This window comes from Streptomyces sp. ISL-11 (genome assembly GCF_018614525.1).
GTDB lineage: Bacteria > Actinomycetota > Actinomycetes > Streptomycetales > Streptomycetaceae > Streptomyces.
In genome coordinates, this window is sequence record NZ_JAGGOL010000137.1 from 14,263 (window position 1) to 36,408 (window position 22,146).

The following is a 22,146-nucleotide window of genomic DNA, read 5'->3' on the forward strand; positions in this document are numbered from 1 at the left end:
CCGGTGCCGGGTTCAGGTCGTGCGGCTGAGGTCCCGCGCGCTGGTGGCGCCCAGAATTGGAGGAGTTGATTCCGGCCATTGCGCCCCGTCCCCGGGCGCGTACGGCCCGCCCACTCCCTCGAACCCCTCCGGAGGAGACCTCGTGTCCCACGCGACGGCTTTCCCTGCTTCCCCGTCCGACCGCACCCTCCACGGCCTCGTCGCCGCCCGTGCCTCCGGCCTCAGCAAGGTCTACGGGCAGGGTGAGACCCGGGTGGCCGCCCTGGACTCGGTCTCCGTGGAGTTCCGCCGGGCGGAGTTCACCGCGATCATGGGGCCGTCCGGCTCCGGCAAGTCCACGCTGATGCACTGCATGGCCGGGCTGGACAGCGTCTCCTCCGGCTCCACCCGGATCGGTGACGTCGAGCTGGCCTCGCTCGGCGACCGGCAGCTGACCCGGCTGCGCCGGGACAGGATCGGGTTCGTCTTCCAGGCGTTCAACCTGCTGCCGACGCTCACCGCGCTGGAGAACATCACGCTGCCGATGGACATCGCGGGACGGAAGCCCGACAAGCAGTGGCTGGACATGGTCGTCGACACCCTCGGCCTCTCCGGCCGGCTCGCGCACCGCCCGAGCCAGCTCTCCGGCGGCCAGCAGCAGCGCGTCGCCGTGGCCCGCGCCCTCGCCGCCCGGCCCGAGATCATCTTCGCGGACGAGCCGACCGGCAACCTCGACTCCCGTTCCGGCGCCGAACTCCTCGGTTTCCTCAGCGAGTCCGTACGGGCCCTGGGACAGACGATCGTCATGGTCACCCACGACCCCGTCGCCGCCTCCTACGCCGACCGCGTCGTCTTCCTCGCCGACGGCCGCGTCGTCGACGAGCTGCGCGAGCCCACCGCCGACGCGGTCCTGGACCGCATGAAGCGTTTCGACGCGAAGGGCCGCACGAGCTGAGGAACGGACGGCCCCCGTTCCCCGCGCCCGCGCGGTGCCGCCGGCCGCCCGCACACGGCGAGCGCCGGGACGAGTCCGCCGCCCGTACGCGCCGGCCACCCGCGCGCCCGCGCCCGTAGCGACCGATCGCCCGCCCACGGCGATGCACGGCCCTGTCGCCACCGCCACCCGACGTCCCTTCGCCCCTCACCCCTCACAGGGCCGAGGGAAACCACCAGGACCCGCCATGTTCCGTACCGCCCTGCGCAATCTCCTCGCGCACAAAGCCAGGCTGATGATGACCGCCCTCGCGGTCCTCCTCGGCACCGCCTTCGTCTCCGGCACGCTCGTCTTCAGCGACTCCGTCGGCAGCGCCTACCGCGACAAGACGGCCAGGAGCCTGGACGACGTCGCCGTCTCCGTGACGGAGATCGGCCGTTCCAACACCGCGCCGGGCGAGGACCACCGGGTCCTCGACGAGCGGATGGTCGCCACCGTCCGCGCGCTGCCCGGCGTGACGTCCGTGCGTCCCTCGGTCAGTGGTGTCGCCACGGTCGCCGACAGGGACAACGACCCGGCGGGAAGCGAGTGGGGCAGCACCGCCGCCAACTACGTCGTCGGCAAGGACGGCAAGGACAGCCGGTACCCGCTGCTGAAGGGCCGGGGTCCGGCCGCCGCCGGCGAGATCGCCCTGGACGTGAAGACCGCCGGGAAGACGGGCGTCAAGGTCGGCGGCACCGTCCGGCTGGCCGTCGACGGCCCGGTGATGACGAAGAAGCTCGTCGGCATCGTCGAGACCGACGACCCGCGCGTGAGCGCGGGCGGCAGCCTGGCGCTGTTCGACACCCCGACGGCTCAGAAGCTCTTCGGCAAGCCGGGCCAGTTCGGCGAGCTCGTCGTCTCGGCCACCCCGGGCACCGACCAGAACGAGCTGACCCGCAAGGTCCGGGACGTCCTGCCGAAGGACGGCTTCAAGGCGCAGAGCGGCAAGCAGCTGGCGGCCGAGCAGTCCAAGCTCATCGACGAGCAGACCAGCTCGATCCGGAACACCTTCCTGGTCTTCGCGGGCATCTCGCTCTTCGTCGGCATCTTCATCATCGCCAACACCTTCACCATGCTCATCGCCCAGCGCAGCCGTGAGATCGCGCTGCTGCGCGCGGTCGGCGCCTCCCGCCGCCAGGTGGTGCGCTCGGTGATGATCGAGGCCGGGCTGCTGGGCCTGGTCGCCTCCGCCGTCGGCTTCGTGCTGGGTCTCGGCATCGCCACGGGCCTGTGGTCGGTGCTGAACTCCACCGGTGCCCCGCTGCCCGAGGGCCCGCTGGTCGTCGAGCCGACCGCCGCGCTGTCCGCCCTCGCCGTCGGTGTCGTCGTGACCGTGCTGGCCGCGTGGCTGCCCTCCCGCAAGGCCGCGAAGATCGCCCCCGTCGAGGCACTGTCGGCCGTGGACCAGGCGCCGGCCACCCGCGGCCTCGTCGTCCGCAACTCCATCGGCGGGGCCCTGACCGCGCTGGGCGTCGCCGTCATGCTGTACGTGTCGACCCTCCGCGACAGCGGTGGTCTGACGGCCGCCATGACGGGCTCGGCCCTGACCCTCGCGGGCGTCATCGTGCTGGCCCCGCTGCTCTCCCGCCCGTTCGTGAACCTCTTCGGCAGGCTCGCCGTCCGCGTCTTCGGCGTCAGCGGCAGGCTCGCCACCCGGAACGCGCTGCGCAACCCGCGCCGCACGGCCGCCACCGCTTCCGCGCTGATGATCGGCCTGACCCTGATCACGGGTCTGACGGTGGCCGCGGTCTCCGCGAACCAGGGCGTGGACAAGATGGGCGCCCAGGATCTGACGGCCGACTACAAGGTCTCGTCGAACAGCTACCTCGGCCTCTCCCCCGACGTCGCCAAGAAGCTCGCCGAGCAGCCGGGCGTCGCCGCCTCGGTGCCGGTCCGGATGACCGGCTTCCAGTCGAAGGGCGAACCGGCGGGGCTCCGGGCGACGGACCTCTCCAAGCTCTCCCAGGTCACCGCCCTGAAGATCACCGGCGGCTCGCTCACCGAGGTGCGCGGCACCGGCAGCGTCGCGGTGGCCGAGGGCTACGCGAAGCAGAACGGCCTGACGGTCGGCTCCGCCCTGCCCATGGAGTTCTACGACGGCAAGAAGGCCACCCCGCGCGTCGTCGCCGTCTACGCCGACAACGACGTCCTCGCCGACGTCCTCGCCACCCCGGCCCTCGTGGACCCGCACCTGGAGAAGGTCCGCGACGACGAGGTGCTGATCAAGGCCGCCCCCGGCCGGGCGAGCGGCCTGCCCGGCAAGATCAAGGAGACCCTGGGCGGCAACCCGATCATCAAGGTCCGGAGCCAGGACGACCTTCGCCGCTCCGAGGCGGGCAGCATCGACGACATCCTCTACCTGATGTACGGGCTGCTGGGCATGGCCGTCGTCATCGCGGTCATCGGTGTCGTTAACACCCTCGCCATGTCGGTCTTCGAGCGGACCCGCGAGATCGGGATGCTGCGCGCGATCGGCCTGGCCCGCACCGGGATCAAGCAGATGGTGCGGCTGGAGTCCGTGATGATCTCGTTGTTCGGCGCGGTGCTCGGCGTCGGCGTGGGCATCTTCCTCGCCTGGTCCGGCGGCCACCTGCTGCGGTCCTCGTTCCCGCAGTACGAGATGGTCGTGCCGTGGGCCCGGATCGGCCTGTTCCTGCTGCTGGCCCTCGTCGTGGGCGTCCTGGCCGCGGTCTGGCCGGCCCGCAGGGCGGCGAAGCTGAACACGCTGGAGTCGATCGGGGCACAGTGACGCCTGCGGCGGGCCGGCCCTCTTCACGGAGGAGCCGGCCCGTCGGTACGAGAACGCCGGACGGACTGGAGATCCAGCCCGTCCGGCGTTCTCGTACAAGGGGGTTCAAGGGGCTCGCCCCTTGAAGGGCCGCCCTCAGAAGACCGACTCGGCCTCGTCCATCCGGTTCTCCGGCACCCGCTTGAGCTCGGTGACCGCGTCGGCGAGCGGCACCATCTTGACGTCCGTGCCGCGCAGCGCGGTCATCCGGCCGAAGTCGCCCCGGTGGGCGGCCTCCACCGCGTGCCAGCCGAAGCGGGTGGCCAGGACACGGTCGTACGCGGTGGGCGTGCCGCCGCGCTGGACGTGGCCGAGGATGACCGGGCGGGCCTCCTTGCCGAGGCGCCGCTCCAGCTCGGTGGCGAGCTTGGTGCCGATGCCGGCGAACCGCTCGTGACCGAACTGGTCTATGGCGCCCTTCTTGTAGTCCATCGAACCCTCGGCCGGGTGTGCACCCTCGGCGACACAGATCACGGCGAACTTCTTGCCACGGGAGAAGCGCTCCTCGACCATCGACACCAGGTCGGCGACGTCGAAGGGGCGCTCCGGCAGGCAGATGCCGTGGGCGCCGCCGGCCATGCCGGACTCCAGGGCGATCCAGCCGGCGTGGCGGCCCATGACCTCGACGACCATGACGCGCTGGTGCGACTCGGCGGTGGTCTTCAGCCGGTCGATGGCCTCGGTGGCGACGCCGACGGCGGTGTCGAAACCGAAGGTGCGGTCCGTGGAGGAGATGTCGTTGTCGATGGTCTTCGGCACACCGACGACCGGCATGCCGGCGTCGGAGAGCATCCGGGCGGCGGTCAGCGTGCCCTCGCCGCCGATGGGAATGAGGACGTCGATGCCGTACTCGCGGGAGAAGTCCTGGGCGCTGTCGCACGCCTCGCGCAGCCGGGCGCGCTCCAGACGGGCGGAGCCGAGGATCGTGCCGCCGCGGGCCAGGATGCCGCTCACGGCGTCGAGGTCGAGCTTGCGGAAGCGGCCGTCGAGCAGGCCCTTGAAGCCGTCCTCGAAACCGATCACCTCGTCGTTGTGGCCGACGACCGCGCGGTGCACCACCGAACGGATGACAGCGTTGAGGCCGGGGCAGTCGCCGCCTGCGGTGAGGACTCCGATGCGCATCTGGCTGTGTCTCCTGCTCGCTACTGGTACATGTGAGCCGAACCGATTGTTTCACGGGACGGGGGGTAGTTCCGCACCCCCATGGAACAGCAGCCGCACGGCAGCCGCACAGCGGCCACCCTCCGGCTGACGAGCGCCTTAGCCACAGGCGCAGGTATTGTCAAGAGGGCAAGGCCACCATAACGGGTAATTTTTGCCCCGTATGGGCGGTCGTGTGAACACCGCGGAAACGGTCGCCGCACCACCGCACGGGCACCGCACGGGCCACCGCACGAACCGACCGCACGGACCGACCGCATGAACGACCGCACGAACAACCGCATGAACACGGCGATGGAACAAGGAGAGCACGCGTGACGCGCAGCGTGTACGTGACCGGGACCGACCGGGGCGACGGCCGCCAGGTCATCGAGCTGGGAGTCATGGAACTCCTCACTCGCCACGTGGACCGGGTGGGTGTCTTCCGCCCGCTGGTGCACGGCGACGGCCCGGACCGTCTCTTCGACCTCCTGCGCTCGCGCTACCGGCTGAGCCAGTCGCCGGAGACGGTCTACGGCCTCAGCTACGGCGAGGCGTCCGCCCTCCAGGCCGAGCGGGGCACGGACGAGCTGGTGTCGACGCTCGTCGAGCGGTTCCTGGCCGTCGCCCGCGAGCACGAGTACGTGCTGGTCCTCGGCACCGACTACGCCGCCACCAACCTCCCCGACGAGCTCGCCCTCAACGCGCGCCTGGCGAACGAGTTCGGCGCCTTCGTCATCCCCGTCGTCGGCGGCCAGGAGCAGGCGGCCGAGGCCGTCCGCTCCGAGGCCCGCAACGCCTACCGCGCCTACGAGGCGCTGGGCTGCGACGTCGTCGCCCTCGTCGTCAACCGCGTGGCACCGGCCGACCGTACGGCCGTCGCCGAGCGGCTCGGCGCGAGCCTGCCCGTCCCCTGCTACGCGCTCCCCGAGGACGCCTCGCTCTCCGCGCCGACCATCGCGCAGATCGTCCGCCAGCTGGGCGCCGAGGTGCTCCTCGGTGACGACGCCGGCCTCAACCGCGACGTCCGCGACTTCGTCTTCGGCGGCGCGATGCTGCCGGCGTTCCTGCCCGCCCTGACCGAAGGCTGCCTGGTGGTGACCCCGGGCGACCGCACGGACCTGATCATCGGTGCGCTGGCCGCGCACAGCGCGGGCGCGCCGCCCATCGCGGGTGTGCTGCTGACCCTGGACGAGCGGCCGGGCCCGGACATCCTGGCGCTCGCGGGCCGGCTGGCCCCGGGCACGCCGGTGATCTCGGTGCCGGGCGGTTCCTTCCCGACCGCCGCCGAGCTCTTCGCGGTCGAGGGCAAGCTCAACGCCGCCTCGCCGCGCAAGTCCGAGACGGCCCTCGGCCTCTTCGAACGCCACGTGGACACCGCCGAGCTGACGAACCGCATCTCCGTGGCCCGCTCCAGCCGCGTCACGCCGATGATGTTCGAGCACGAGCTGATCGAACGCTCCCGCTCCGGCCGCCGCCGCGTGGTGCTCCCCGAGGGCACCGAGGAGCGCGTGCTGCGCGCGGCGGACGTGCTGCTGCGCCGCGACGTCTGCGATCTCACCCTGCTGGGCGACGAGGACGCGATCCACAAGCGCGCCGGCGAGCTGGGCATCGACCTGGCCGCGGCGCAGCTCATCGACCCGCAGACCGCGCCGCTGCGCGAGCGCTTCGCCGAGCTGTACGCGAAGGCGCGCGCCCACAAGGGCATGACCGTCGAGCTGGCGCACGACGTCGTCGCCGACGTCTCCTACTTCGGCACCCTGATGGTCCAGGAGGGCTTGGCCGACGGCATGGTCTCCGGCGCGGTGCACTCCACCGCCGCCACGATCCGCCCGGCCTTCGAGATCATCAAGACGGCGCCCGGCGCGCAGATCGTCTCCTCGGTCTTCTTCATGTGCCTGGCCGACCGGGTCCTCGTCTACGGCGACTGCGCGGTCAACCCGGACCCGAACGCCGAGCAGCTCGCGGACATCGCCATCCAGTCCGCGGCGACCGCCGCCCAGTTCGGTGTGGAGCCGCGCATCGCGATGCTGTCGTACTCCACCGGCACCTCCGGCTCCGGCGCGGACGTCGACAAGGTGCGCAAGGCCACCGAGCTCGTCCGCGAGCGCCGCCCGGACCTGCTGGTCGAGGGTCCGATCCAGTACGACGCCGCCGTGGACGCCGCCGTCGCGGCGACCAAGCTCCCCGGCTCCGAGGTCGCGGGCAAGGCCACCGTGCTGGTCTTCCCGGACCTCAACACCGGCAACAACACCTACAAGGCCGTGCAGCGCTCGGCCGGAGCGGTCGCAGTCGGCCCGGTCCTGCAGGGCCTGCGCAAGCCCGTCAACGACCTCTCGCGCGGCGCGCTGGTCCAGGACATCGTGAACACCGTCGCCATCACCGCCATCCAGGCGCAGGGCGAGCAGCGCCCCTGACGCCCGTACGGCCGTACGGGAACCACCCGGTCCCGTACGGCCGTCTCCCGTTGCCCCACGAGAACCGCACCCGACCCGGAAAGCCCTTCATGACTGCCAACCCCACCCGCGTCCTCGTCCTCAACTCCGGCTCGTCCTCGGTCAAGTACCAGCTGCTCGACATGGCCGACGGCGCCCGGCTGGCCGTCGGCCTGGTCGAGCGGATCGGTGAGGAGACCTCCCGTCTGGCCCACACCCCGCTCGCGACGGGCGGTGACAAGCGCGAGAAGGAGGCGCCCATCGCCGACCACGAGGCCGCGCTGAAGGCCGTGGCCGGCGAGCTGGCCGCGGACGGGCTGGGCCTGGACTCCCCGGAGCTGGCCGCGATCGGGCACCGGGTCGTGCACGGCGGGCTGAGGTTCACCGAGCCGACCGTGATCACGGACGAGGTGATCGCCGAGATCGAGCGGCTGGTCCCCGTCGCGCCGCTGCACAACCCCGCCAACATCACCGGCATCAGGACCGCCCAGGCCCTGCGCCCGGACCTGCCGCAGGTGGCGGTCTTCGACACCGCCTTCCACACGACGATGCCCGAGTCGGCCGCGCGCTACGCGATCGACGTCGAGACGGCCGACGCGCACCGGATCCGCCGCTACGGCTTCCACGGCACCTCGCACGCCTACGTCTCCCGCGAGACCGCGAAGCTGCTCGGCAAGGACCCCTCCGAGGTCAACGTCATCGTCCTGCACCTGGGCAACGGCGCCTCGGCCTCGGCCGTGCGCGGCGGCCGCTGCGTGGACACCTCGATGGGCCTGACCCCGCTGGAGGGCCTGGTCATGGGCACCCGTTCGGGTGACCTCGATCCGGCGGTCATCTTCCACCTGGCCCGCGTCGCCGGCCTGTCCGTCGACGAGATCGACTCGCTCCTCAACAAGAAGAGCGGTCTGATCGGTCTGTGCGGCGACAACGACATGCGCGAGATCCGCCGGCGCATCGACGCGGGCGACGAGCGGGCCGCCCTGGCCTTCGACATCTACGTGCACCGGCTGAAGAAGTACATCGGCGCCTACTACGCCGTCCTCGGCAGGGTCGACGCGATCGCCTTCACCGCCGGTGTGGGCGAGAACGCCGCCCCGGTGCGGGAGGCGGCCGTCGCGGGCCTGGAGGGGCTGGGCCTGGCCGTGGACGCCGGTCGCAACGCCGTACGGGCCGACGAGCCGCGGCTGATCTCCCCCGACTCCGCCCGGGTCGCGGTCGCCGTGGTGCCCACCGACGAGGAGCTGGAGATCGCCACCCAGACGTACGCCCTGGTCAGCGCTTGATCACCGATCGCCCCGGTCCTTTCCCACAGCGCGAATATTCCGCTCCGAAACAAACCCGATAGGATCTGCCCCATGCGCCGTTCCAAAATCGTCTGCACCCTGGGCCCCGCCGTCGACTCCTTCGAGCAGCTGAAGACGCTGATCGAGGCCGGTATGAACGTGGCCCGCTTCAACATGAGCCACGGGACCCACTCGGAGCACGAGGAGCGGTACCACCGCCTCCGCAAGGCGGTCGAGGAGACCGGCCGCGCGGTCGGTGTCCTCGCCGACCTCCAGGGCCCGAAGATCCGCCTGGAGACCTTCGCGGACGGCCCCGTGGAGCTGGTGCGCGGTGACGAGTTCACCATCACCACCGAGGACGTCCCCGGCGACCGGACGATCTGCGGCACGACCTACAAGGGCCTGCCGGGCGACGTCTCCAAGGGCGACCAGATCCTCATCAACGACGGCAACGTCGAGCTGCGGGTCACCGAGGTCGACGGTCCGCGGGTGCGGACGATCGTCATCGAGGGCGGTGTCATCTCCGACCACAAGGGCATCAACCTGCCCGGCGCGGCGGTGAACGTCCCGGCGCTGTCCGAGAAGGACATCGAGGACCTGAAGTTCGCCCTCGCGATGGGCTGCGACATGGTCGCCCTGTCGTTCGTGCGCGACGCCTCCGACGTCCTCGACGTCCACCGCGTCATGGACGAGGTCGGCCGCCGGGTGCCGGTCATCGCCAAGGTCGAGAAGCCGCAGGCCGTCGCCAACATGCTGGACGTCGTCATGGCGTTCGACGGTGTGATGGTGGCCCGCGGCGACCTGGCGGTGGAGTACCCGCTGGAGAAGGTCCCGATGGTGCAGAAGCGCCTCATCGAGCTGTGCCGCCGCAACGCCAAGCCGGTGATCGTGGCGACCCAGATGATGGAGTCGATGATCACCAACTCCCGGCCGACCCGCGCCGAGGCGTCCGACGTCGCCAACGCGATCCTGGACGGCGCGGACGCGGTCATGCTGTCGGCCGAGTCCAGCGTCGGCGCGTACCCGATCGAGACCGTCAAGACGATGTCCCGCATCGTCGAGGCGGCCGAGGAGGAGCTCCTCTCCAAGGGCCTCCAGCCGCTGGTCCCGGGCAAGAAGCCGCGCACGCAGGGCGGCTCCGTCGCCCGCGCCGCCTGCGAGATCGCCGACTTCCTCGGCGCGAAGTCGCTGGTCGCCTTCACCAAGTCCGGTGACACGGCCCGCCGCCTGTCCCGCTACCGCACGGCCCAGCCGATCCTGGCCTTCACCACGGACGTCTCGACCCGCAACCAGCTCACCCTGAGCTGGGGCGTCGAGACCTACGTGGTCCCGCACGTCGACAACACCGACGCGATGGTCGACCTGGTCGACGCCGAGCTGCTCAAGCTCAAGCGCTACGGCCAGGGCGACACCATGATCATCACGGCGGGCTCCCCGCCCGGTGTCCCCGGCACCACGAATATGGTGCTGGTGCACCATCTGGGCGGCGAGGGCCGCTAGGCGGGCTGTGCCCGCGGGCCGTCTTTGCCGCCTGCGGCGGCGGGCGCCCTGCGGGCGCGTCCTCAAACTCCCCCAGCTACCGCTGGGAGGTGCCCCCAACGGGCTTGATGTGCGGCTGAGCTCAGCCCCCTTCAGCCCGTCCGGCGCTTGAGGACACCACCGCGCAGCGGTGGTGCGCACCACACGACCCGCAGCCGCCCGCTCACATGATCCGCCGGACACGGCAACGGCTGTGGCCGCCACCCTCCAAGGAGGGTGGCGGCCACAGCCGTTCCGTCATGCCCGCGCGGCCTACGGGTAAGTGCCGTCCGTGATGTACAGGTGGAGGTTCGGGACGTGCAGGGTGCCGCCGAACTGGCCCGCCTGACGGATCTTCACGTCCGTGAAGAAGATCGGAATGGGCAGTTTGAGACCGGGGATCATCGGCGGCGGGCTGGTCGCGGTGTAGTTCGCCGGGAGCAGCCCGAGGAGCTTGCCCTTCAGTTCCTCGGTGTACATGGTCACCTGGCCGCCCGTGATCGTCGAGGTCGTCCCCCGGCCGGCGACGTGGTTCTGCTTGTCCTTGCCGTTGACGATCTGGTGCAGGTCCCCGATGCCCACCGAGTCCGCGGTGAACTTCAGGACGGACTTCTCCTGCCCGTTCACCGTCGTGATCCGCTTGATGCCCTGGTAGGTCAGGCCACCGAGCGTGAGCTTGTCGGACTCCAGGAACCAGGGCTGGTTCGGGAAGGCGTGCTTCTCGTTCTCGTCGACGACCTTGGGAGCGGGGCAGGGCGGCGGGTTGTCGGGGTCCAGGGAGGGGGACGCGGACGCCGACGGGGACGCGGAGGGGGATGCCGAGCCGCTCGGGGTGGGACTCGGACTGGCACTCGCGCCGGGTGTGGCGCCCGCCGAGGGCGTCGCGGCCTTGCCCGTGCTCTTGTCCGTTCCCGTGCCCGTGCTCTTGTCCGGCGCGGGTGACGCCGGCTTCCTGGACGCCGAGGCGGACGGGGACTGGCTGGGCGAAGCGCTCGGCGGAGCGGACTTCTGCCCCGCCTTGGCCCCGCCGGTCAGGATGTCGCCGAGCTTGTCCCCGAGCCCCAGGGGGTCGAGGGGGTTGACGGACTTCGTCGCGGAGGGCGAGGGGGACGGAGCGGACGGGACGGGCAGCTTGCCGACGCCGCCGGGCGGCTTCGCGGTGTCCGGGGTGGACTTCTCCGCACCCCCCGGCTCCTTGGAGTCGCCCTTCTCCTGCGAGCCGCCGTCCTTGCCCTCGACGTCCTTGGGGCCCTTGTCCCCCTTTTCCTCGGCGCCCTTGTCCTGCGCGCCGTCCTTCTCCGCGTCGCCTTTCTCCGCGTCGCCCTTCGCGCCCTTGCTCGCGTCGGCGTCGGGCTCCGCGCTCTGGTCCGGCACCGTGGCACAGGCACCCTCGAACGGGCCCTTCGCCGTCGGCTTGGCCATGGCCAGCTGGGGCGTGAGCCCCATGCCCATCAGCACGGCGGTCGGCATCGCCGCGATGGCGACCGCCTTCCCGGCGGGCATGTGCAGCCGGGCCAGCAGCGGCTTGCGCGGCGCGGCGTGCCGCGGGCCGGTTCTCGCACGACTGCCGTCGTACGCCTCGTCAGTCGGCACGGTGCCTCCCGTTCGTCTCCTTCGTCAGGGACAGCGGGGGCCGCTCGCCCTGAGGGCCCTCGTCACCTTCCCCGGACTCCTCGCCGGCCACGACCGCCGCGACCGGCTTCCCCGGCGCCCAGGACACGCCGAGCGCGCCGCCGATCAGGGCGAGCAGGAAACCGACCAGGAACGCCCCGAAGTTGGACACCACCAGCGAGACCAGCGCGAGCAGGATCGCCGCCACACCGGCGAAGATCCGCGACTGCTGCTGGAACCAGAGCGTCAGGCCGAGGACGACCAGCAGCACTCCTATGATCAGCGAGCCGGCGCCGGCGGTGGTCGCCAGCCGGATGTGCAGATCGCCCAACGTCATGGTCTGGTACGGGATGTACATGATCGGGATGCCCGCCAGCAGGGTCCACAACCCTCCCCAGAACGGGCGTCGCCCGCGCCAGTCCCGGAAGGAACGGCGGGCGCGGCCGAATGAACTGATCTGCTGGGGTCGCGTGTCGACGCTCATGTCGTACAGCTCCTCGGAACTGGCGATTCGGTGGTACGTACGCCCGGCGGAGCGCCCCCGGCCTTCCGGGGCGCGGCGCGGTACGGGCACGGGAACGCGAGGTCACGCCCCGTACCCGCACGTCGGACTCAGTTGTCCTTGCAGTCGGCGTCGCCCATGCTGACGCCCATCTTGAGTCCGGGCAGCGTGAACGAACCCGCGGACGTCGCCCAGGCGCGCTGGCTGACGTCGGTGAACACCACCGACTCGGCCTGCTGGGCGAACGAACCGGGCACGTAACCGCCCCGCTCACCGCGCTCACCGCCCGGCTTCACCGGCCCGGGGCCCTGGGTGGTCGAGTCGACCGCCACACCGATGTCGACATTCGTGAAGACCGCGTCGGCGGTCATGTCGTCGGCGTCGATGTACAGCTTCGTCGCCTTGACCTTGTCCTTTCCGCCGCCGGCCTTCAGCTTCATCGAGACCTTGCCGAACGGCGTCGGGATGGTGACCGCCTGGCAGAGCTTGGTGATCTCCGCGTTGTTGATGCCGACCACGGCGACGGGCTTGTTCCCGGCCTTGGTGACGTCATTGGCCCCGTACTGGACGAATCCCGTACCTTCCAGGCGCTTCGCCGCGACCTCGAACTGCTGCCCCGAAACGCTGAACGACGCCGCCAGCGCACCTTGCGCCACCGCGACACCGATCGCGGCCGTCGCCGCGACACTCGGCACCATGACGACGGCGAACCGCCGCCATCTGGTCCCTCCACGAGTCTCTGACTCCATGACCTGCCTCCTTCTCGGACGTACATCTCCGACGGGGGCGCCCGCTGCGCGGACCCCGGACGGGGATGGGAGACGTGCTACGCCCTCGGGAAGAAGAGCACCGCGCGACCGTGGCGCGGAACGCACCCGGACAACACCGGCGATCACCCCCGAGCGACAACCACTGGCCACGCCTTCGCGCAACCGCTGGGACAGGCCCCGTCGTCGACCGCCGGAGACCCCCCTGTCCCTGAGCCGGCCCGACAGGGCCGACCCGCCCGGTGGGGACCCACTCCCTGGACGCCGACCGGCTGCCGGGCTGGAGAGTGGACCGAGCTTGGCCGATCGTGGTGCATTCACGGCCGGGACACAAGAGGTTCATTACTAGCGAGTAACGAGCCGATAACCAAGGGGTGATAGGTGCGTATCGACCGGCGGCACGACATAGCCACACCGTGTCCGGAGGGAACTGGAGATAAACGAAAAACCCGGGCGAAAGCCCGGGTTTTTCTTACTCGGAGTAACCGTGGCCGCGTTTACCAAGTTTTGGCAAAACGCGGCGACTGTGCAACCAGCGCACAGGAGGGACGGGCCGACCCGTCAGAACAGCGCACGCGAGAGCGCGGTGCGCGCCGCGGTCACCCGCGGGTCGTCCGCCCCGATCACCTCGAACAGCTCCAGCAGTCGCACCCGCGCGGCGTCCCGGTCCTCGCCCGCCGTCCGCTTGACCGCGTCGAGCAGTCTGCCGAAGGCGTCCTCGACGTGCCCGCCGACCAGGTCGAGGTCGGCCGCGGAGATCTGCGCCGCCACGTCGGCGGGGTTCTCGGCGGCGGCCTTGCGGACCTGCTGCGGGTCCATGTCCTGGACGCGGCGCAGGAGTTCGGCCTGGGCCAGGCCCAGCTTCGCCTCGTCGTTGCCCGGGTCGTCGGCCAGTACGTTCTTGTACGCCTGGACGGCGCCGCCCAGGTCCCCGGCGTCCAGCGCCTCGTGGGCCCGGCCGAGGGCGCTGTCGTGCGGGCTCGGCGGCGCCTCCCGCGGAGCGGCCTGCGCGTCGGCCGCCGCGGCCGGGTCCACCGGCGCGCCCACGATGCCGAAGCGCTGCTCCGCCACCGCGATCAGCTGGTCCAGCACCTCCCGGACCTGCGCCTCGGGCGCGGCCCCCTGGAAGAGCGGCAGGGCCTGCCCGGCCACCACCGCGAAGACCGCGGGGATGGACTGCACGCCGAACTGCTGGAACAGCATCTGGTTCGCCTCGACGTCGATCTTGGCGAGGACGAATCGTCCGGCGTACTCCGCCGCCAGCCGCTCCAGCATCGGGCCGAGCTGCTTGCACGGCTCGCACCAGTCGGCCCAGAAGTCGATGACGACGGGCACCTCGGCGGAGCGCTGGAGAACCTCCGGCTCGAAGCCGGCCTCGTCGACGTCGAAGACGAGACGCTGCGCACCGACGGGCGGCGTACCGCCCTCGCGGGCGGCCTGGGCCCGCGCCTGCTCCGCCTTCTGCTTGGCTTCCCCGGCCGCCTTCACCGCGGCGAGGTCGACCACTCCACTCATGGACATGTTCCGTGGCTGCATGGCCCTATCCTCCCCCCTCCGCGCGGCGATCGGAAAAGTGCGCCTTTAATACACCCATAGCTTGTGAGTCCGGCGCCGGTCCCCACCTGGCGCCTGTGGTTGTCGCTCTTTCGCTACGAGTCGTAGCGTAACTGGAAGCCGTGCCGCTCTGTGGGTGACGGAGCAAGCTTTCGCGTGATCTGCCTCATACCGGTGGAGCTACCCGGCGGTAAGGTCACGGGCATGACTTCCGCCCATCCCACCGGGCGCCCCGGGACCGGCGCCCCGGGACGTACGGGCCGGCCGCGCAGCACCGAGGCCGACCGCGCGATCCTCGACGCCACCCGGGCGGCGCTGGTCGAACTGGGCTGGGGAAAGCTGACGATGGGCGACGTGGCGGCCCGCGCCGGGGTCGCCAAGACGACCCTCTACCGCCGCTGGGCCGGCAAGAACGAGCTGGTCACGGACGCGGTGGCGGCACTCTTCGACGAGCATCTCGACCTCCCCGACCTCGGCAGCCTCCAGGCGGACATCGAGGGCGTGGTGCTGCGGTTCGCGGCCCTCCTGGAGCGGCCCGAGACGAAGACGGCGCTGATGGCCGTCGTCGCCGAGTCCACACGGGACGACGCGCTGCGCGCACGGATCCGTTCCGCGATCGTGGACCGGCAGAAGCGGCTGGTGCTCCTCGGCCGCGGACGCGCGCAGGCGCGCGGCGAGCTCCCGCGCGAGACCGACCCGGCAGCCGCCGCCCGCAACGCCGACCTGATCTTCGATGTGATCGCCGGTGCGGTGGTCCACCGCACCCTGGTCAGCGCCGAGCCCGTCGACCAGGAGTGGGCCCGCGACTTCACGGCCCTGCTGGTGGGGGGCCTGGGCGCGACGGTCTGAGGTCGGCCTCCGTCACCCGTCGGTGTCGCCCAGCGACTCCAGCAGCCGCCGCAGGTCCCTCGCGACGCGGTCGCGCTGGGCGGGGGTGAGACCGGAGAGCAGCCGGTCCTGGGTGGCCACGTTGTCGACGAGGGCCTTGCCGACGAGGTCGCGGCCGGCGTCGGTGAGGGCGACCCGGACGCTGCGCCCGTCGTCCTCACTGCGGGTGCGGGTGATCAGCCCCCGCTCCTCCAGGCGCTCCAGTCGCTGGGAGACGGCGCCCGAGGTGACCATCGACGACCGCATCAGTTCGGCGGGTGTCAGATGGTGGGGCGCGGGGCTGCGGCGCAGGGTGGCGAGGACGTCGAAGGCCGCGGCGTCGAGGCCGTGGCCGCTGTAGGCGGTGCGCAGTTCGCCTTCGACGATCCGCGCGAGGCGCTTGATACGGCCGATGACGGCCATGGGTGAGGCGTCGAGGTCCGGGGCCTGCTCCGCCCACTGCGCCAGGATCTTGTCCACGTGATCACTCATGCCCCTCAGTCTACGACGTTGTCTTAGTGGAGAGATATTTACCTTAGCGATGAACTACCCACTTGCCTTAGCGCTAAGAGATCACGTAGGTTGTGGCCATGACCGAGAACATGACCGGGGAGCACACCCCGCTGACGGTGGCGCAGGCCATCCGCGCACGTCGCAGCATCCGCCACTACCTGCCCGACCCGCTGCCGGCCGAGCAGCTGACCGAACTGCTGGACCTGACGCTGGAGGCGCCCTCCAGCTGGAACGTCCAGGCGCGCTACGTCGTGGCCGTCACCGATCAGGAGGGACGCGACGGCCTCGTACGGGCCACCGGCGGCCAGCCGCACCCCGGTGAGGCCCCGGTGACCCTGGTCTTCGTGGCCGCCAGCCGGGCATGGCGCGGGGACCTGGGCGACGTCTACGAGCGGGCGCGCCGCAACGACGCGTGGAACCAGGCGTTCATCGACGGCTTCTCGCAGGCGAGCCTGGACTTCCACGAGGATCTCGAACGGCGGGGACTGTTGCGGGAGTACGCGGTCAAGGACGCGATGATCGCCGCCACCTACGCGATGGTGACCGCCGCCTCCATGGGCCTGGCCAGCTCGCCGATGAACGGCTGGGACGAGGAGGAGGTCAAGCGGGTCATCGGCATCGGCGACCGCGACGATCTCCACATAGCCCTGCTGCTGCCCGTCGGCAAACCCGCCGAGGAACGCCGGCACCCCGGCCGCCGCCCGCTCGGGCAGCACGCTTTCGACGGCCGCTTCGGCCGCGGCCTGCCCGGCGCACCGGTGTCCGACCCCGCGTACGCGGCCGTATCCACGCCCGAACCGGCAGTGGCCCGATGAGAGCGAACCAGGTCCTGGCCGACTCCGCCCTCACCGCCCTCGCGCCCGCCGTCTGGGGCTCCACCTACCTCGTCACCACCGAGCTCCTGCCCCCGGACCGGCCCCTGCTGGCCGCCACGGCACGGGCCCTTCCGGCCGGCCTCGTCCTGCTGGCGGTCGGCCGCAGGCTCCCGCGCGGCATCTGGTGGTGGCGCGCCCTGGTCCTCGGCGTTCTGAACATCGGCGCCTTCTTCTACCTGCTGTTCGTGGCCGCCTATCACCTGCCGGGCGGGGTCGCGGCGCTGGTGGGGTCCGTCCAGCCCATGCTCGTGCTCGTCCTGTCGGTGCCCCTGCTGAAGGCGAGAATCAAGGCGGTCCAGGCGGCCACCTGCGCCCTGGGCGCGGCCGGCATCGGTCTGCTGGTGCTGGGGCCGCGGGCGGGGCTGGACGCGGTGGGGATCGGCGCGGGGCTCCTGGGCGCGGCGAGCATGGCGACCGGGATCGTGCTCGCCAAGCGCTGGGGGCGGCCGGCCGGCGTGGGGGTGCTGACCTTCACGGGCTGGCAGCTGACGGTCGGCGGGCTCGTCCTCGCGCCGGTCATGCTGATCGGCGAGGGCCTGCCCGCCACGGTCACCGGCGCGAATCTCGCCGGGTTCGCCTATCTGAGTGTCGTCGGGGCGCTGTTCGCCTACGCGATCTGGTTCCGGGGCCTGGAGCGGCTGCCCGCCCTCTCGGTGTCGTTCCTGAGCTTCACCTCACCGCTGGCGGCGACGGTCCTCGGCTACGTCGTCCTGGGCCAGACCCTGTCGGCCGTGCAGATCGCCGGCGCCCTGGCGGTCGTCGCGGCGGTCGTCCTCGCCCAGCCCCGGCGCCGCTGAGGCGGCGACGCCGGGGACCGGTGGCCCGTAGGAGTCAGAAGCCGGCCGGCTCCGTGTACGTGCCCCACTCCTCGCGCAGGACGTCGCAGATCTCGCCCAGCGTGGCCTCGGCGCGGACCGCCTCCAGCATGGGCTCGATCATGTTCGAGCCGTCGCGGGCGGCGGCCAGCATCGCCGAGAGGGCGGTGGTGACCCGCGCGTCGTCGCGCCCCGCCTTGCGGCCCACCAGCTCGCGGACCTGCTCGCGCTCCACCTCGTGGCTGACCCGCAGGATCTCCAGGTCGCCGGTGACCGAGCCGTGGTGGCAGTTGACGCCGACGACCCGCTTGTCGCCCTTCTCCAGCGCCTGCTGATAGCGGAAGGCGCTCTCGGCGATCTCGCCGGTGAACCAGCCGTCCTCGATGCCGCGCAGGATGCCGGAGGTGATCGGTCCGATCGGGTGCCGGCCGTCCGGCACGGACCGCGTGCCCCGTTCCCGTATCTGGTCGAAGATCTTCTCGGCCTCGGCCTCGATGCGGTCGGTGAGCTGCTCGACGTACCAGGAACCGCCCAGCGGGTCCGCGACGTTGGCGACGCCGGTCTCCTCCATCAGCACCTGCTGCGTCCGCAGGGCGATCTCGGCGGCCTGTTCGCTCGGGAGGGCGAGGGTCTCGTCCAGGGCGTTGGTGTGCAGGGAGTTCGTCCCGCCCAGGACGGCGGCCAGGGCCTCCACCGCCGTGCGGACGACGTTGTTGTACGGCTGCTGGGCGGTCAGCGAGACGCCCGCCGTCTGCGTGTGGAAGCGCAGCCACTGCGCCTTGTCGGACCGGGCGCCGTAGACGTCCTTCATCCAGCGGGCCCAGATCCGGCGGGCCGCGCGGAACTTGGCGATCTCCTCGAAGAAGTCGACGTGCGCGTCGAAGAAGAAGGACAGCCCCGAGGCGAACGTGTCCACGTCCAGGCCGCGGCTCAGGCCCAGCTCGACGTAGCCGAAGCCGTCGGCGAGGGTGTACGCGAGCTCCTGCGCGGCCGTCGCGCCGGCCTCGCGGATGTGATAGCCGGAGACGGAGAGCGGCTTGTAGGCGGGGATGGAGCGGGCGCAGTGCTCCATCAGGTCGCCGATCAGGCGCAGGTGGGGCTCGGGCGGGAAGAGCCACTCCTTCTGCGCGATGTACTCCTTGAAGATGTCCGTCTGGAGCGTGCCGTTGAGTATCGCCGGGTCGACGCCCTGCCGCTCGGCGGCGACCAGGTACATGCAGAAGACGGGCACGGCGGGACCGCTGATCGTCATCGACGTCGTCACGTCGCCGAGCGGGATGTCCTTGAAGAGGATCTCCATGTCGGCGGCGGAGTCGATGGCGACACCGCAGTGGCCGACCTCGCCGAGGGAGCGCGGGTCGTCGCTGTCGCGGCCCATGAGGGTGGGCATGTCGAAGGCGACGGAGAGGCCGCCGCCGCCGGCGGCGAGGATCATCTTGTAGCGCTCGTTGGTCTGCTCGGCGTTGCCGAAGCCGGCGAACTGACGGATGGTCCAGGTCCGGCCGCGGTAGCCCGTCGCGTACAGACCCCGGGTGAAGGGGTACTCCCCCGGCCAGCCGATCCGCTCGAAGCCCTCGTACACATCGCCGGGCCGGGGCCCGTAGACGGGCTCGACCTCGTCGCCCGAGAGCGTCGTGAAGTCCGCCTCGCGCTTGCGCGCCGCGTCGTAGCGGGCCTGCCAGCGGCCGCGCCCCGCCTCGATCGCTGCTGCGTCCATGGTGTCGTCCGCCTCTCCGCGCCCCCGGCGCGAGCTCTTTCGATGATCGGCGGCTGGTGCCGCGCGGGCCGCCTCACGCGAATTTACTAGGACGTCCTAGTAAATGGTCGCGCAAGAGCGCCCCGAACACAAGGGGTGTCCGGGGCGGTGTCGCTGCCGCGAGCGGCCGGGGCTCAGGCGGTGGCGCCGGAGGGCTCGTCGATGATCAGGGGCTCCAGCTCCTTGACGGCGTTGCGCTCCACGAAGAACGCCGCCGTCGGGATCGTGCCCGCGACCAGCACCCAGGCCAGCTTGCCGAACGGCCACTTCGCCTTGGAACCCATGTCGAAGGCGAAGACCAGGTAGAGCACGAAGAGCCAGCCGTGCGCGATGGCGATGATCCGGACGGCGCCCGAGACGTCCATGTCCAGCAGGTACTTGGCGATCATGCCGAGTGTCAGCAGGACCAGCAGTACGCCGGTGATGTACGCCAGCACGCGGTAACGGGTCAGGACAGCTCTCTTCATGCGTACGAGCGTAACCGCACGTTCCGGGGCGATCCACGCCGCCCCTCCGCGGGTCACTCCTCCGGGGAGCCGTCCTCGTCCCGCCCGTCCTCGAAGTCCTTCGCCGCCACCCGCAGCGGCCGCAGCAGCTCGAAGATCGACCCGCACTCCTCGGCGTCGTAGACCCCGAGCCCGAAGTCCATCGCCATCAGGTCGCGCGTGGCCGCGTCGACGACCTCGCGCCCCTTGTCGGTGATCGAGGCGAGCGTGCCCCGCCCGTCCTTGGGATTGGGGCGCTTGTCGACGAAGCCCGCCGTCACCAGCCGGTCGACCGTGTTGGTGACGGACGTGGGATGCACCATCAGCCGCTCGCCGATCTTGGACATCGGCAGCTCACCGGCCTTGCTGAAGGTCAGCAGCACCAGCGCCTCGTACCGGGCGAACGTCAGCCCGTACGGCTTGACGACCGCGTCGACCTGCCCGAGCAGGATCTGGTGGGCCCGCATGATCGAGGTGATCGCCGCCATGGACGGCACGGATCCCCAGCGCCGCTTCCAGAGCTCGTCGGCGCGGGCGATGGGATCGAAGGGAAGGCTGAGCGGCTTGGGCACGGTACGAGCCTACCGCCCGGCCATATCGTGATTCCGGCCGTCTCGGACTCCGGACAGCCGGGCGTCAACGCCGCTCCGCCTACGTGTTCTTCGCCTCGCGCACCAGCTCCGCCGCGGCCCGCAGGCTCAGGCCCCGCTCCGCCTGCCGCACCGCCTTGATGGCGCGGACCTCCTGCCGCACCGGGTCCACTCCCGCCGCCGCGAGGACGCCGCGCACCCACTCGGCGCGGGCTTCCGCCTCCGGCCGGGCCGCGCACCCGGCGATGAGCGCGGCCGCCCGCTCCAGGCCCGGCCGCTCCTCGTCGCTCGCGCCGGCCAGCGCCTCGCGCACCGCGTCGGCGACCGCCTCGGTGTCCCGCAGCACGAGGACCTCGTGCGCGATCCCGGTGCTCCTGCCGCCACCGTTCAAGAATTCCAGCATCAGCCGGCCCCTCCCTGTCCACAAACGCTTTCGATCACGCCGAGCGTATGACAAGCCGCACCGCCAGCCCCACGCCCACCGTGCCGACGACGCCCACGCCCGCGACCACCGTGTGCGCCGGCGCGAACTCCGCCACCGCGCCGGCCAGCGCCATGCCCAGCCCCTGGATCGTCATCGTCCCGGCCGTCTGGAGCGTCATCGCCCGGCCCCGCAGCTCCTCCGGCACCGCCGCGATGAACCACTGGTCGAGCCCCAGGGTGTACGCGACGCCCAGCCCGGCCGAGGCGAGCACGAGCACGGCCCAGCCGACGGAGGGCGTCAGGGCGTACGCGAGGAAGGGCAGCAGCAGCGCGGCCGCCAGCGGCAGGGTGACCCGCTCCCTGCCGCGCGCGCTCAGCAGCGACCCCGCGAGCACCTCGCCCACGATCGACCCCACCGGCATCCCGGCCATCAACAACCCCATGCCGACCGGGCCGGCGCCGATCTCGTCGGCGTACGGGGCCGCGAGCGCCTCCGGGGCCACCAGGAAGAACGGCGGCATCCACGACAGCAGGAGCAGCGCCCGTATCCGGCGGTGGACGAGGAGCAGGCGCACGCCCGACAGCGAGGACGTCAGCAGGGCCGCGCCGTCGCCCGTACGGCCCGTCCGCTGCCGCGTGCCCAGGCGCAGCAGCAGCGCCGAGGCGAGGAAGCCGGCGGCGGTGGTGGTGAGCGCGGTACGCGGCGCGACGGCCGTGAGCAGCAGCCCGCCCGCCGCGAAGCCGGCGAGCTGCGCGCCCTGGGCGACGATCCGGATCAAGGAGCGGCCCAGGACGAACAGTTCGCCCTCACCGAGGATGTCGCCCATCGTCGCCGCCCTCGTGCCGGCCAGGACGGGCCCGATCGCGGCGCTGAGGCACCGCAGGGCGAGCAGGCCGGCGACGGGCGTCGCGGGCAGCGCCATCGCGACGGCGCTCGCGGCGCACAGCAGGTTGCACACGACGAGCACCCGGCGCGCGGGGTAACGGTCGGCGACCCCGGACAGCAGGGTGCCGCCCGCCACGTACGGCAGGAAGCCGAGGGCGAAGGTCAGCGCGCTCATCAGCGGCGAGCCGGTCATGCGGTACACGAGGACGGACAGGGCGATCTCCCCGACCACGAGGCCGAGGAGGGACAGCAGGTGGGCGGCGAAGACGGCACGGAACTCGCGCACGGCGAAGACGGCCGCATAGCCGGCCGGGAGGGTCGTGGACATGATCAAAAGCGTGCCGGGTGGCGGGGACGGGCTCTAAACGATGTCCCGTAAGGGG

At 71.5% G+C, this 22,146-nt stretch carries 19 protein-coding genes; 8 read left to right on the forward strand and 11 right to left on the reverse strand.

The genetic code is table 11. From position 1 onward, the window contains the following. Window positions 1–142 precede the first annotated feature (142 nt). Together J7E86_RS24855 and J7E86_RS24860 are read left to right on the forward strand one after the other, a co-directional pair. The gene (locus J7E86_RS24855) at window positions 143–934 is read left to right on the forward strand and encodes an ABC transporter ATP-binding protein (RefSeq protein WP_215084387.1); all 792 of its coding nucleotides are present in this window, start codon (window positions 143–145) and stop codon (window positions 932–934) included. Between the two features lie 226 nt (window positions 935–1,160). Continuing rightward, entirely contained in the window at window positions 1,161–3,704 is a 2,544-nt protein-coding gene (locus tag J7E86_RS24860) for an ABC transporter permease (RefSeq protein WP_215084389.1), read from the forward strand. Between the two features lie 135 nt (window positions 3,705–3,839). Here J7E86_RS24860 and J7E86_RS24865 read toward each other — a convergent pair whose 3' ends face one another. Next, on the reverse strand, window positions 3,840–4,865 hold the full coding sequence (locus J7E86_RS24865) for an ATP-dependent 6-phosphofructokinase (RefSeq protein ID WP_215084391.1): 1,026 nt from the start codon (window positions 4,863–4,865) through the stop codon (window positions 3,840–3,842). Between the two features lie 353 nt (window positions 4,866–5,218). Between J7E86_RS24865 and pta the strand changes: the two genes are divergently transcribed. The 3 genes from pta to pyk all read left to right on the forward strand — a co-directional run bounded on the left by pta (window position 5,219) and on the right by pyk (window position 10,101). After that, window positions 5,219–7,300, forward strand: coding sequence for a phosphate acetyltransferase (pta, locus tag J7E86_RS24870; RefSeq protein WP_215084393.1), 2,082 nt, complete (start codon window positions 5,219–5,221; stop codon window positions 7,298–7,300). Window positions 7,301–7,389: 89 nt separating this feature from the next. Further along, complete coding sequence (locus J7E86_RS24875) at window positions 7,390–8,601, forward strand: acetate kinase (protein WP_215084395.1); 1,212 nt, start codon at window positions 7,390–7,392, stop codon at window positions 8,599–8,601. Between the two features lie 72 nt (window positions 8,602–8,673). Then, complete coding sequence (gene pyk / locus J7E86_RS24880; protein WP_215084397.1) at window positions 8,674–10,101, forward strand: pyruvate kinase; 1,428 nt, start codon at window positions 8,674–8,676, stop codon at window positions 10,099–10,101. A 291-nt stretch (window positions 10,102–10,392) separates the two neighbouring features. Here the strand turns inward: pyk and J7E86_RS24885 are convergent, their stop codons facing one another. The 4 genes from J7E86_RS24885 to J7E86_RS24900 form a co-directional block, all read right to left on the reverse strand. Then, entirely contained in the window at window positions 10,393–11,712 is a 1,320-nt protein-coding gene (locus tag J7E86_RS24885) for a hypothetical protein (protein ID WP_215084399.1), read from the reverse strand. Beyond that, window positions 11,702–12,214, reverse strand: a complete 513-nt coding sequence (locus tag J7E86_RS24890; protein ID WP_251019636.1) for a DUF6114 domain-containing protein — start codon at window positions 12,212–12,214, stop codon at window positions 11,702–11,704. The genes J7E86_RS24885 and J7E86_RS24890 overlap by 11 nt, the downstream gene beginning before the upstream one ends. A gap of 128 nt (window positions 12,215–12,342) precedes the next feature. Further along, on the reverse strand, window positions 12,343–12,981 hold the full coding sequence (locus J7E86_RS24895) for a DUF6230 family protein (protein ID WP_215084401.1): 639 nt from the start codon (window positions 12,979–12,981) through the stop codon (window positions 12,343–12,345). 579 nt (window positions 12,982–13,560) lie between these two features. Continuing rightward, window positions 13,561–14,535, reverse strand: a complete 975-nt coding sequence (locus J7E86_RS24900; RefSeq protein ID WP_215084403.1) for a tetratricopeptide repeat protein — start codon at window positions 14,533–14,535, stop codon at window positions 13,561–13,563. A gap of 222 nt (window positions 14,536–14,757) precedes the next feature. Here J7E86_RS24900 and J7E86_RS24905 point away from each other — a divergent pair, with 222 nt between their 5' ends. Then, window positions 14,758–15,402, forward strand: coding sequence for a TetR/AcrR family transcriptional regulator (locus J7E86_RS24905; RefSeq protein WP_215084405.1), 645 nt, complete (start codon window positions 14,758–14,760; stop codon window positions 15,400–15,402). 12 nt (window positions 15,403–15,414) lie between these two features. On the opposite strand, the gene J7E86_RS24910 is transcribed toward J7E86_RS24905, so the two are convergent. Continuing rightward, on the reverse strand, window positions 15,415–15,912 hold the full coding sequence (locus tag J7E86_RS24910; protein ID WP_215084407.1) for a MarR family winged helix-turn-helix transcriptional regulator: 498 nt from the start codon (window positions 15,910–15,912) through the stop codon (window positions 15,415–15,417). A gap of 98 nt (window positions 15,913–16,010) precedes the next feature. Between J7E86_RS24910 and J7E86_RS24915 the strand changes: the two genes are divergently transcribed. After that, on the forward strand, window positions 16,011–16,748 hold the full coding sequence (locus tag J7E86_RS24915; RefSeq protein ID WP_251019637.1) for a nitroreductase family protein: 738 nt from the start codon (window positions 16,011–16,013) through the stop codon (window positions 16,746–16,748). Continuing rightward, window positions 16,745–17,605 carry an EamA family transporter gene (locus tag J7E86_RS24920; RefSeq protein WP_215084409.1) on the forward strand — a complete coding sequence of 287 codons (861 nt, stop codon included), beginning with the start codon at window positions 16,745–16,747 and terminating at the stop codon, window positions 17,603–17,605. Before J7E86_RS24915 ends, J7E86_RS24920 begins: the two co-directional genes overlap by 4 nt. 34 nt (window positions 17,606–17,639) lie before the next feature. Here J7E86_RS24920 and J7E86_RS24925 read toward each other — a convergent pair whose 3' ends face one another. The 5 genes from J7E86_RS24925 to J7E86_RS24945 form a co-directional block, all read right to left on the reverse strand. Beyond that, complete coding sequence (locus J7E86_RS24925) at window positions 17,640–19,340, reverse strand: methylmalonyl-CoA mutase (protein ID WP_215084411.1); 1,701 nt, start codon at window positions 19,338–19,340, stop codon at window positions 17,640–17,642. A 173-nt stretch (window positions 19,341–19,513) separates the two neighbouring features. Beyond that, window positions 19,514–19,846 (reverse strand): DUF3817 domain-containing protein, encoded by a 333-nt coding sequence (locus J7E86_RS24930; RefSeq protein WP_215084413.1) that lies wholly within the window; start codon window positions 19,844–19,846, stop codon window positions 19,514–19,516. A gap of 53 nt (window positions 19,847–19,899) precedes the next feature. Continuing rightward, entirely contained in the window at window positions 19,900–20,436 is a 537-nt protein-coding gene (locus tag J7E86_RS24935; RefSeq protein WP_215084415.1) for a MarR family winged helix-turn-helix transcriptional regulator, read from the reverse strand. A 79-nt stretch (window positions 20,437–20,515) separates the two neighbouring features. Further along, window positions 20,516–20,857, reverse strand: coding sequence for a hypothetical protein (locus tag J7E86_RS24940; protein ID WP_215084417.1), 342 nt, complete (start codon window positions 20,855–20,857; stop codon window positions 20,516–20,518). A gap of 34 nt (window positions 20,858–20,891) precedes the next feature. Then, window positions 20,892–22,091 carry an MFS transporter gene (locus J7E86_RS24945; protein WP_215084419.1) on the reverse strand — a complete coding sequence of 400 codons (1,200 nt, stop codon included), beginning with the start codon at window positions 22,089–22,091 and terminating at the stop codon, window positions 20,892–20,894. Window positions 22,092–22,146 lie beyond the last annotated feature (55 nt).